At 53.1% G+C, this 11,109-nt stretch carries 9 protein-coding genes; 3 read left to right on the forward strand and 6 right to left on the reverse strand.

Annotated elements, in window-relative coordinates; genetic code table 11:
• Positions 1 to 561, reverse strand: a 561-nt coding sequence (locus AC2FNR_RS14450; RefSeq protein WP_496849671.1) for an adenylate/guanylate cyclase domain-containing protein, incomplete at its 3' end; no start/stop codon positions are given.
• 657 nt (positions 562 to 1,218) lie between these two features.
• On the reverse strand, positions 1,219 to 2,145 hold the full coding sequence (locus tag AC2FNR_RS14455) for a hypothetical protein (RefSeq protein WP_496849672.1): 927 nt from the start codon (positions 2,143 to 2,145) through the stop codon (positions 1,219 to 1,221).
• 887 nt (positions 2,146 to 3,032) lie between these two features.
• On the opposite strand from AC2FNR_RS14455, the gene AC2FNR_RS14460 reads away from it, so the two are divergent.
• Positions 3,033 to 4,592 (forward strand): acetolactate synthase large subunit, encoded by a 1,560-nt coding sequence (locus tag AC2FNR_RS14460; RefSeq protein ID WP_170485060.1) that lies wholly within the window; start codon positions 3,033 to 3,035, stop codon positions 4,590 to 4,592.
• A 354-nt stretch (positions 4,593 to 4,946) separates the two neighbouring features.
• On the opposite strand, the gene AC2FNR_RS14465 is transcribed toward AC2FNR_RS14460, so the two are convergent.
• From AC2FNR_RS14465 to AC2FNR_RS14475, 3 genes are all read right to left on the reverse strand, one after another.
• Complete coding sequence (locus tag AC2FNR_RS14465) at positions 4,947 to 5,804, reverse strand: DUF302 domain-containing protein (protein ID WP_170582983.1); 858 nt, start codon at positions 5,802 to 5,804, stop codon at positions 4,947 to 4,949.
• 1 nt (position 5,805) lies between these two features.
• Complete coding sequence (locus AC2FNR_RS14470) at positions 5,806 to 6,195, reverse strand: DUF4345 domain-containing protein (RefSeq protein ID WP_170582982.1); 390 nt, start codon at positions 6,193 to 6,195, stop codon at positions 5,806 to 5,808.
• A 126-nt stretch (positions 6,196 to 6,321) separates the two neighbouring features.
• The gene (locus tag AC2FNR_RS14475) at positions 6,322 to 7,884 is read right to left on the reverse strand and encodes an arylsulfatase (RefSeq protein ID WP_480489018.1); all 1,563 of its coding nucleotides are present in this window, start codon (positions 7,882 to 7,884) and stop codon (positions 6,322 to 6,324) included.
• Between the two features lie 634 nt (positions 7,885 to 8,518).
• Between AC2FNR_RS14475 and AC2FNR_RS14480 the strand changes: the two genes are divergently transcribed.
• Positions 8,519 to 9,091, forward strand: a complete 573-nt coding sequence (locus tag AC2FNR_RS14480; RefSeq protein WP_496678528.1) for a carboxymuconolactone decarboxylase family protein — start codon at positions 8,519 to 8,521, stop codon at positions 9,089 to 9,091.
• Between the two features lie 281 nt (positions 9,092 to 9,372).
• Complete coding sequence (locus AC2FNR_RS14485; protein ID WP_496849676.1) at positions 9,373 to 10,092, forward strand: methyltransferase domain-containing protein; 720 nt, start codon at positions 9,373 to 9,375, stop codon at positions 10,090 to 10,092.
• A gap of 382 nt (positions 10,093 to 10,474) precedes the next feature.
• Here the strand turns inward: AC2FNR_RS14485 and AC2FNR_RS14490 are convergent.
• A partial coding sequence (locus AC2FNR_RS14490) for a sulfurtransferase (protein WP_496849674.1) occupies positions 10,475 to 11,109 on the reverse strand: 635 nt, incomplete at its 5' end.

Raw genomic sequence — 11,109 nt, forward strand, 5'->3', positions numbered from 1 at the left:
AGACATATTGTCGAATGGAAGCACTGCAATCCCAGGTCTGATATCTGTCATTTGTGACAGATTGGCTGAAGTGCCCTTGGGCCAGCACCAAACACCGATGCGGCGCGTGATGTTTTTGAGTTCTGTCTGCTCGCCGCCGTCGAATTTGGACGCGTCGCCTCGGTCAAGACTGTTGTGAGACGTGTCCGATATCAAAACCTGACCCGGCTCGGCCATAGCTTCGAGACGAGCAGCGACATTTATTCCATCACCAAAAATGTCATCACCTTCGGTGACAACCTCGCCGGTATGGACGCCAATTCGAAGCTTGATATTGTCTGGTTTCTGTGCCGACTGTATTGCAATGGCGCAATCTGCAGCGTCTGATGTGGACTTAAACTCGGCGATCCAACCATCGCCCAAGCTTTTGATCATTGTCCCGCCATGGGCTTTCAGTTTCAATTGGAGCGTATCTTCACGGAATGATCTGAGTGCACTAATCGTACCTTCACGGTCATGGTCCATCAGTGCTGAGTAGCCGACAATGTCCGCTGCAAGCACAGTGGTTAGCCGTCTGTCCATTCGTTGCCTCCCGTTTCAGGGAACTTAACGTGACATTCAGGTTCTGTCAGCCCAACAAGGTCACCTTCAGGCTCTAGCCAGTCCTTCGCAGCACTAGCCTCGAACGTCAGGAGCCCCACCAATCCGCCAGCACCAGCGACCAGTCTTCAGCGCCCCGGAACCGATCGTCAGCGGTTGTCTCAGCGCCAGTGGAAGGTTGATCTAGCGGTCCCGTAGGCTGTCACGTTAGCGGCCTCTCTAGCCGCCAAATTGCCCTGTGCTTACCCTCGAAATGCCCCTGCAACCGCCCCAGTTTCTTGGGCTTGGCCAAAAAGCCGAGTCTAATCATCGATCGGCAAGGATTTCTACCACCCCAGCCAGATCATCAGAACATGGAACGACAGAAGGCGCTTGGGGTTAAACCCTCCGAGAAATGCCCCCGTTTATGCCCCAGTTGTTTCGGGTGTCACGGGTGCCGAGGGTGGGCCCTCAGAGGTCTTTGAAGGCCCATGCCACAGGTCATAGCAGGTCGCGATCGACCCCGTTCGCCCAGAAGTCCCAGTCGTCGCGCTTGTTATCCGCCGCCGACCCCTAAATCAGACGAATCCGCAAATTCTCGGATGCATGTAAGTTTCCAATTGCGCTATGAACGCTCGAGACGATGTCAATCCAAACACATCATTCGGCGCACCTCAGTCTTGTCCAACTTGATTCCCCCCAATCAGCTTCCGCAGATCTAAGAACTAGAGGCAATTCCAAGGCAAAATCATACAGCGTTGACTGAAGAGACGTTGCCATGGGCTGACCGTTATTTTCTGCCAACTCAAACAAGTTACCAGCGAAATTCGTATATCTGAGCGAAATACACTCCGGCTGCAGGACACCCTTAGGTTCGGCGGTCAAAAGCGTCTGAACAATAAAGTCCAAATTTCCAGAACCTGCACCAGAATCGGCCGGAATTAGGTTAAACGAGGTGCGAATAACAAGATTGGAAGTTTGTGCACCTTGTGGGCAGCTTGATCTGCTTGAACTGGTTGAGAAACACGGCGGCACGCCATCGAAAAGCCCATTACTCAAAGAGTTGGAAAGTGTCGTTTCGAATGCTCTTTCAAACTTTGATGGTTGATAGGCCCGGTTCAGTGTATCTACTGCACGTACAATTTCTTCACGCGATCGCGACGTTCCACTCGCGGCACCATAGATTCCTCCCGCAGTGGCAAACACAGGAACTAATGCGACACCGAGAGCCAGCCCGAATGGGTCTGCTGAAGAAAGCCCCGCCTCTAAAGCACCTCCGGCGCCTGCGCCAATACCCGAAACAGCACCTTCGCCTCGCGTATAAGCGGTGCTACGGACATCTCCGTCTACGATCCGCACGGACAAGTTTATCGTTGAACGCGATGCTAAATTGGCAGTGTTTATGTCTGGAAGGGAGGGCGCGCACGCAGAGAGAAGCGAGCAAGTAGCTACGCATAGCGCTTTAAGTCTTTTTCTGTCGCTTCTCTTCATCTCAACTGGTGTATCGATTTGCAAGTTTCCGTGGGCCTCATAGGCAGCAGACAACGGTCCAATTTCACCAATGCGGAGCATTGAAACTTCAGCCATCCCTTCCTTTTTGCAGAACTCCGAAAGTGCTTAAATATATCTCAAAATCAGAATGTAACTTTTGATTTGCATCAAGAGGAAGTGCATAATTGATCTCATTCGGAGTAAATTCTCCAGCGCTCGCGGGATGGAGTACACCGTATGCGCCCGGATAGTCTGATTGAGGGGTCGGCGGCGGATAACAAGCGCGACGACTGGGACTTCTGGGCGAACGGGGTCGATCGCGACCTGCTATGACCTGTGGCATGGGCCTTCAACGACCTCTGAGGGCCCACCCTCAACACCCGTAACACCCGAAACCACTGGGGCATAAACGGGGGCATTTCTTGGAGGGTTTAGCCCCAAGTGCCTGCTGTCTATCCATGTTCTGATGAACTGGCTGGGGTGGTAGGAATCCTTGCCCTCCGATGATTAGACTCGGCTTTTTAGCGAAGCCCGAGAAACTGGGGCGGTTTCGGGGGCATTTTGGCTGCTAGAGAAGCCGTTTACTGGCGCTGACGTGACAGCCTACGAGACCGCTAACAACCGCCCACCGGCGCTGAGACGACCGCTGACGACTGGTTCCGGGTGCTGAAGACTGGTCGCTGGTGCTGGTGGGTGTTGGGGCGGAGCAGACGTTCAAGCTTAGTGCAGCGAAGGACTGGTTAGAGCCCAAAACGGGCGTGCTCGCACTGTGTCTATCTCACCAAGTGTATGAATGCTTTCGCTCTAAGTTCTGGCCCCGCCAAAAGGTACGGTCTTAAGTCCGGTGACTGCTCCACGTCGCGAGCGGTTGCGGTGCCATGCGTCGTAAAGTGTCGTGTCGAGAGGAAAATATGTTTAGAAAGAAGGCCTTTTCGTGCGAGCATTGTCATCAAATGATCGCTTGAAATCAGGCTAGGATTAAAATGAACGGCGCTCAATCACTCGTAAAAACCCTTTTGAACAATGGTGTGAATACGGTCTTTGCAAATCCCGGCACCTCGGAAATGCACTTTGTCGCTGCCTTGGATGAACACTCGGAGATGAATTGCATTCTTTGCCTGTTTGAAGGCGGCACGACGGGTGCTGCAGACGGGTATTTTCGCATGAAGCGAAACGTTGCGGGCACGCTCCTGCATCTTGCACCAGGCTTTGGCAACGCCTTTGCCAATCTGCACAATGCCCGAAAAGCGGGGTCCGGGATCGTGAATGTTGTGGGCGATCACGCAACGCATCACCTGCATTATGAAAGTCCTTTGAAGGGAGACATCCTAGGTATCAGCCAGGCGGTCAGTCATTGGACGCGTGTGTCGTCCAATGCCACTGACGTAGCCACGGACGGAGCGGCTGCGGTTCAGGCGGCCCGCGCGCGCAACGGTCAGATTGCAACGCTGGTCCTGCCTGCCGACACAGCTTGGAACGAAGCCAACGCAGCGGCAAACCGATTGGACAACCGAGAAAGCCTCCATCGACCGTCAACAACCGATATAGAGGCCGCGGCGGCCCGGCTTGTAACGCCGAACGCCGCGCTGATGATTGGCGGATCAGCTCTGTTTGGACCCCAGCGTGAACTGGCTGGCAAGATCGCTGCCGCGACGGGGTGCCGTTTGTTGGCTGATACTCTGATACCGCGCATTTCCAAAGGCGCAGGAACAGCAAGGCTAGACCAACTGGTCTATCCGATATCGCCCAAGATCGCTCAGCTTGAAGCAACCTCTTCGATCACTCTGCTTGGCACAGATAGGCCAGTCGCCTTTTTTGCCTATCCCGGGAAACCGAGCGTGCCCGAACCTCCGCATTGCCCCATTACGGACTTGTGCAAGCCCACAGATGATATCGAGTGGTCGCTGCAAGCGCTCGCCGACGCGGTCGGGGTCACAAGCAAAACGGCGACAGAAACCCATCCGCTCGACCTGCCAGACATTCCCATCGGACAGTTGACCCTCGAAAAAGTTGGTTTGGCGTTGGCCGCGCTGATCCCGGAAAACGCGATCATCTGCAATGAATCCGTGACGTCCGGGTTTCATGTCATACCACCGACAGCTACCGCCCACCCGCATGACCTACTCGCAGGCACCGGCGGCGCGATTGGGTTGTGTTTGCCTTGTGCGACGGGTGCGGCTATCGCCTGCCCCGACCGAAAAGTCATCGCCCTAACCGGCGACGGGTCCGCCATGTATACTCTTCAATCATTGTGGACCATGGCCCGCGAAAATCTGGACGTGACAATCGTTGTGTTTGCGAACCGCGGTTATCAAATCCTGCGCGATGAACTCACAAACGTCGGCGTGGCGAGCTATGGTCAGAATGCTCAGGCTATGTTTGACGTGGTGAACCCGACGTTGGACTGGGTTTCGCTGGCGAAAGGCCATGGTGTTCCGGGGACACGCGCAGATGACATGGACAGCTTCGCAAAGGCGCTTTCCGCCGGTCTCTCCAGCGAAGGGCCATCGCTGATTGAAGTTGTGTGCCCACCGCCCGCATGAGTATTCTGACACGGAACCTGAAAAGCAGATGAGACTAGGGGTGCAAATTGAGGATCAATTTTATTTGATAATGTGAAATGACTTTGCGATGGACCAAACGGCGGCCAAATTACCGCTTTGTACACAAAGCAGCCATTCACACACCGCACAGCGAACGACTGGAACGAGCCCAAAATACAAAATGCTTCAACGCGCTTTAAGGTCAGCGATGCGCAGAAAGCGGCCTTTGCAAAGTTTAACGAACGGCCCAAAGCGTGGTAGGCCTGTTGCGTTGAGAACCGCTGAAATCAACCCAAAGCGGACGACGAAAAGATGGCCAATCGGCAAAGGTTTTTTGCGTTTTCCTAACAGCGGCTACTCAATTGCCTTGCGAAATGTCTCCGTCAGCCGTTTGTTCAAACCGTGATGAGGTTCGGCTGAAGAACCGTAGTGCAACTCCGCCAAAGCAGCGATGTCATTGAAAATGACTACGGAGCCGCCTTCTTCATTCGCGTAAACCAATAGTTTTTGGCAAAAGGCATCCAAACCAATTGCCGGAAAGTCCGCCATAGCCACACCACCGGGCGCTGGTCCGCCGAATAGCAAGAGAACAGCATCCGGCAGCTCCGTCCCCAGTTGGGACGCTTCGGCCGCAAAATCGATCTCCCCAAACCAGACTGTATCGTCCTGTCCCATCACAGCTGTCCTGACACGTTCCACTGCCTCTGGAACGCTGAGCTCAGATCGCAATTCGATGATGCCATGGTTTGCAACTAATCCTTTGGTCGGCGCTGGTGCTGCATCCAAGTCGTTCAGGACTTCGAGCAACTTGTTCTCAAATGCATTCAACGCTTGGGTATTGATTAGACCATGCCGAACTTTGAGAAACTGAGAGTCTGTGTATTCGATCTGCGGTCGACCATCCTGATCGAATGAAAGAACGCGAAAAGGAAGGTCCAGACCTGCACGTACGTTCTCCTCCAGTATAGGTGTGTTTACCTCTGGATCAGAGAAAACGAGTACACGAGATGCTGGCATTTCGACGCCTTCGGCCTTGGCCAGGCGCGCGTGATCTATCGATGCGATTGGAGCAGCTCCCGCTTCGGAAACGGCAGTCTCAAGCTCTAAGAAGTTTTCGTCCACCGCGGTCTGGACAGATGAAGATTGTGCAAAAGCGGATGCCGAAACTGATAAAGTTGCGATCATCGAGAAAACAAAGCCAGACCTCACCATTTTACCACTTCCTGTTTCCTCGTACTTTTTTCAGAGAAACCGCCGCCAGAGCTGCAAAAGCTATCTCGGCTGCAAGATAAAAGAGAAGTACCCCGTTCGGAACTCCATCGATAAGGATGCTTAGTATGCGCCCAACGGCCAGTCCTGACATAAACAAAAATAGAACCCACAGCGCGGGGCGTTGTAACTCTGGTTTCGAAGCAGCCGCCAACCAAAACAGAGCGTTTGCCATGTAAAGACCCATAATCGCTCGGAAAACATGCGTCAGGTTCGTCCCTTCCACTGGAAATCCCAGCAAAACTGGGATCGAACGGCCGGGCATCAGACCGTATGACAACGCAATTGGCACGAGGCCGACGGCAGCAAGCAGAAGGACTAATCTAGCACTCATGGAGGACTCCTTCTCGTAGAGGTTTCGCTTTTTGCGAAATTCCTAGTCGGTTATTTTGGGCATCCGATGATCCGAGCCGGATGCCCACGCTGCGGTGGGAAAGGCGTATTGGTTGCCTCGCTTCCTCTACTGAGAGATGCCGCCTTCGGTTGATGTTTGTTCTTCAACATGGTCTTGATTGGCGACCGGCTTCCCGCGCGGAGGGAACTCCTCGAAAGTAGCGAGATGTGCCTGCACTAACCGGGCGGCTGGGCCGAATGCCCACATTTTCTCACCCATCCAGCGGACGTACATACCGCTTTCCTCCGCAGCTTTTTCGTAGGGATCGCGGCGGAGGTTGAAAAGCAAGGGGGCGACCAATTCTTCCTTCGGGCCTGACCAGCCGTGGTTTTGAACGACAAAGTGCGCTTTCCAATCGTTGTAGCGTACTGCTTGGAGGTCTGTACCCTGATAGTAAATCAGCTCGCGGCGATTGCTCTCTTCATCCTCACCCGTCAGGTAAGATAGTTGATTGTAGCCATCGAGATGCACTTTATAGCCTTCATATCCCTCTAGGAGCTTTTCTCTTAGATCTGTCGGACCTCCAGCCGCAGCTACAAATGTTGGCATCCAGTCCATTCCGCTGAAGATGCCATTCAAGACTTGACCTTCTGGAATTTTGCCCGGCCAGCGAATAATCGCAGGAACTCTAAAGCCACCTTCCCAAGTAGTACCCTTTTCCCCATGAAACGGTGTCGTACCACCATCAGGCCACGTCAGTGTTTCCGGGCCATTGTCTGCGGTGAACATCACTATGGTATTATCGGCGACTCCCAGATCCTCAAGGTGGCTGAGAACGTTACCAACGTTGTTGTCCAACTCCTTCATGACAACATCCTGAAGTCCGCGCCCATTGCCCAACATAGCTTCGTATTCGGGGCTGAGGTGGGTCCAGACGTGTGCACGGGCTGGAGCCATCCAGACAAAAAACGGAGTGTCCGACTCTACTGCACGAGAAATGAAGTCCTTCGTGTAAGATGTCACTTCGTCATCCAAAGTCTTTTGGCGCTCAGGAGGCGCAGGCCCGTCATCAATAATGCGCTGCTTCCCGACTTTTCCAAATCGCGGGTCGACTGTTTCGTCTACCTCCTCTGTTGCAAATGAATGAATGATGTTGCGAGGCGCAAATTGCGCGTTGAATTCTGGGTCGTCTGGCCAATCCGGATCAGACGTATATTCCATAGCATTCAAGTGATAGAGCCAACCCCAATACTCGTCGAAACCTTTTGCAGTCGGTAGGAACTCATTGAGGTCGCCTAGATGGTTTTTTCCGAACTGCCCCGTCGTATACCCCAACTTTTTCAGGAACATCGGAAGCGTTGGGTCATCTGGGTTTAAACCTACCGGATCTCCCGGCAGTCCAACCGTGTGCATACCAGTCCGTATTGGCAATTGTCCGGTCATGAAAGCTGATCGACCGGCAGTACAACTTGGCTCGGCATAATAATCTGTGAGACGAGCACCCTCAGAGGAGAGGCGATCCAAGTTCGGCGTCTCGATGCTTTTGACACCTCCGTGGTAAACGCCGACGCTCGCCCAACCTACGTCATCTGCCATGATGACAAGAATGTTGGGCGGGGTATGTTCGTCGGCCCAAGCTCCAGTGAAAGCAAAGCAGACGGCACCCGTTACTGAGATAAGCTTGTTCATTAAGACCTCCCGACTTGGTACTTCTTACCAACCATAGGAAAAACATCGGCTTAGAGGAACGGTCTGATTTGTTAACTTTTTGGGCTCAGCACCTTGGTGCAAGAAATTTCTTCGATCAAAAAGCCCGCCAAGCCGGAATTGCAAAGTCCTGGGTTGAATGTCCGGTTTGGGCTGCGTGCGGCCAATCATGCTAACAGCAGACAACGATGGCACCGAGCCCAATTCAGTCGTTTACAGCAGACAACATGATTTCCTGAACGTCGCGCATGTCCTAGTCAATGGCTTGGTGCAAAACTGAAAAGCGTGATTGTGAATGCCTGCTTCAGGCTGGGACCAGCCAATCATGCTTGCTGCGGAGAACGGCAACACTGAGCCCACTTTGATCGATGCAACGCGGTGCCCCAATGACGGCGACGTGCAGAAACCAGACTTTGTAAATTTACGAGAACGGCTCAAAAGAAATTGCCTTTCACCAAACGGCGAACATTCTGGGGTGTCGTCAGGCAAACTAACCGTTCGCAGTATTCCGACAGAATCTCTGTGCGGAACCCGGAATTGCGTTAAAGTTGCGTAAACAACGTTGGTTCCTCACTTTGAGACGAAATTATCCAAAGCAAGATTGAAAGAAAATAGAATGAAACGCCTGTTTCCATCTCTGCCGGAGAACGCGACACTTGGAAGTGTCTATCAAGCCTTTCCTGACAAGCTTTCTCCGCTTTGTGCGTACGAAAGCCTTGTGATGAGGGGAGAGAGCGAGCTATCGGTTGCCGAGCGTGAGTTAATCGCAGCCTACGTCTCGGGCTTGAATGCTTGTGCGTATTGCCATGGCGCACACATCGTTTTCGCCAAAGCCTACGGCATTGAGGTCGAGACAATCGAAGCACTGATGGAAGATCGCGATACGGCACCCGTCGAGGATCATCTCAAACCGTTACTGGCATACATTGAAAAGCTTACTGTCTCGCCATCACGAATGACGGAAGCCGACGCAAATGCAGTCTACGCGGCAGGCTGGTCGGAGAGAGCGTTGTTCGATGCTATCCAGGTCTGCGGTGTCTTTAATCTCGTGAACCGCTTCATAGAAGGAACAGGTGTCCAAAGTCCTGGCAACGATCCAAGGCAAGCGGATGAGGCCACATTAAACCGATACCGCAGTGACACCTTCTACACCGATTTCGGACGAGAGAACGGCCTCGACATCCGTTGAATTGACGTTGTTCTAACGTTCGAACCGCTACGAAAGGCTTGTCCGATAAAGCAGCAGAAGCGTCCTTATCTCCCGAGGTTAACCAATTCGTCGATACCAGTCGGCACCTTCAGTTATTTTGGTAGATCCATGTTCAAACCTCGATGATCCGTCCGGCTTTTCGTAGATAACCCATTTTCTGATAAGGTTTGGAGACTTGTGGGCTTTGTAAGGGGGAAGAGTTGCTAAAGTTTAACGCGGAGACAACGAGATTACTTGAAATCGCCTATCAGGGAGCAGAATTGACACGGCGACGACAGGCTTCATTTGATGCGCTGTGCCCTGCTCCCGGTGAAACTATTTTGGACATCGGATGTGGCAACGGGCTGTTAACAGCGGAGTTGGCTCGCGCAGTTGGCTCGGATGGTAATGTCATCGGGATCGACCCAAGTGCTGACATGACGGCAGCCGCAAGAGAGCGGTGCAGCGACTACGCAAACGTGGAGTTTCGTGCTGGGGCCGCAAATAGCTTGCCCATTGAGGACGAAAGCGCCGACAAGGCCGTCTCGGTCCAGGTCTTTGAGTACATCGACGATGTAGACGGTGCGCTGGCTGACACAATGCGCTGTATCAAGCCTGGCGGACGTCTCGTCATCAGCGATCTACACTTTGGCAGCTTGATTTGGTTCAGCGACGAGCCCGGCAGAATGCAAAAGATGCTGACATCCTGGAACCGGCACTTCGTGAGTGGTTCCGTCCCGGAAAGGCTGCCTGCACTGATAAAAGCTCGCTGCGACCACGTGGAAGATGTCTTGTCGTTCACAATGACAGATCACCAGCTAAAACCTGATGGCCTCGCAATCATGATGATGCACCTCATGAAGCAATATGCTGTCGCAAATGACCATGTTGATCCCGCTGTTGCGCAATCGTGGTTCGACGAGCAGTTCGGCCTTGCAAAGGTTGGACGCTTCTTTTTTTCGATGACCCAATTTATCGTCGTGGCGCGTAAAAGGGATTGATAGACCGAAATGACTTGGCCTCGGTTCTTCCACTGACTCGCTGAAAGGGGCAGTTCAAGAGCCCCCCTCAGGTGTGGCGGTCGTCGTGATTGGTGCTGCAATCTTTTGTCCGTACTTAATTGTCGCCGTTGAGGCCCCAAGGAGGGTCAAGACGTGCAGCCATTGATCAGGCGTTCGAACGACCGCAGCGATATCGTCGGCCAGAGGTTAGAGGCTTCGTTAAGTTCTTCGCACCTCGATACGCTGCAATCTACAAGTAGTGATCGATTAAAAAAGAACTGATGCTATACTTTTTGAAACGCGGACAAGCTCTTTTGCATTTAAACGAGTTCAGCGGACAAAGAGAGCGCCGGTTTAAACCATTCCTCTCCGCACAGGGGTTTCAGGACGTTTCAATCGGAAGGCTTTGATCGGCGCTCCACTCAGCCCAGGAACCATCATAGAGGCGCGACTTGTCGAACCCCATGTGGCGAAGCGCAAGGAGACCGCAGGAGGCGGCAATACCGCGACCGCAATACGCGATAACCTCGTCGTCGGTTTGAATTCCCTTGTCCTGATAGTGCTGAAGGAGGCGGAGGCGATCCGCCAACCTGAATGAGCCTCGTTCCTGTAGTTTTGCTGTCCGCTCAGCAATAGGTGTGTGTGCCAAAACCGGATCGATGTTCGATATCGCCGGTATGTTAACTGCACCAGGGATATGTCCCGAGCGACCTCCCCAAGTGTGAACACCGTCGCCTCGGAAGAGGTCGTTTGGAAGAAAGTCCACAATTCTGACTCCGGGCTTACCCATCGCATCCAAGACATCAGCTTTGCGGGCAATCCAATTGCTCTGCACTATTGGTTCAAAGTCACCATGCTCAACGGTTAGATCGCCAGTTTCAGTGGGCCGACCTTCGAGTTTCCATTGCTGCAAGCCGCCGTCCAAAACCTGCACATTTTCATGGCCATAGTGCGAAAGTGCCCACCAAAGACGCGCAGACGCCAATGGAAGCCCGGAGTCATCGTAGACCACGACAT

The organism is Ruegeria sp. SATB045 (genome assembly GCF_059613525.1).

Bases quoted from the DNA above. Each gene is read 5' to 3' on its own strand.
- AC2FNR_RS14470 (WP_170582982.1), bottom strand. From the start codon at position 6,195: ATGAGTGCTAGATTAGTCCTTCTGCTTGCTGCCGTCGGCCTCGTGCCA.
- AC2FNR_RS14480 (WP_496678528.1), top strand. From the start codon at position 8,519: ATGAAACGCCTGTTTCCATCTCTGCCGGAGAACGCGACACTTGGAAGT.
- AC2FNR_RS14475 (WP_480489018.1), bottom strand. From the start codon at position 7,884: ATGAACAAGCTTATCTCAGTAACGGGTGCCGTCTGCTTTGCTTTCACT.
- AC2FNR_RS14460 (WP_170485060.1), top strand. From the start codon at position 3,033: ATGAACGGCGCTCAATCACTCGTAAAAACCCTTTTGAACAATGGTGTG.
- AC2FNR_RS14455 (WP_496849672.1), bottom strand. From the start codon at position 2,145: ATGGCTGAAGTTTCAATGCTCCGCATTGGTGAAATTGGACCGTTGTCT.
- AC2FNR_RS14465 (WP_170582983.1), bottom strand. From the start codon at position 5,804: ATGGTGAGGTCTGGCTTTGTTTTCTCGATGATCGCAACTTTATCAGTT.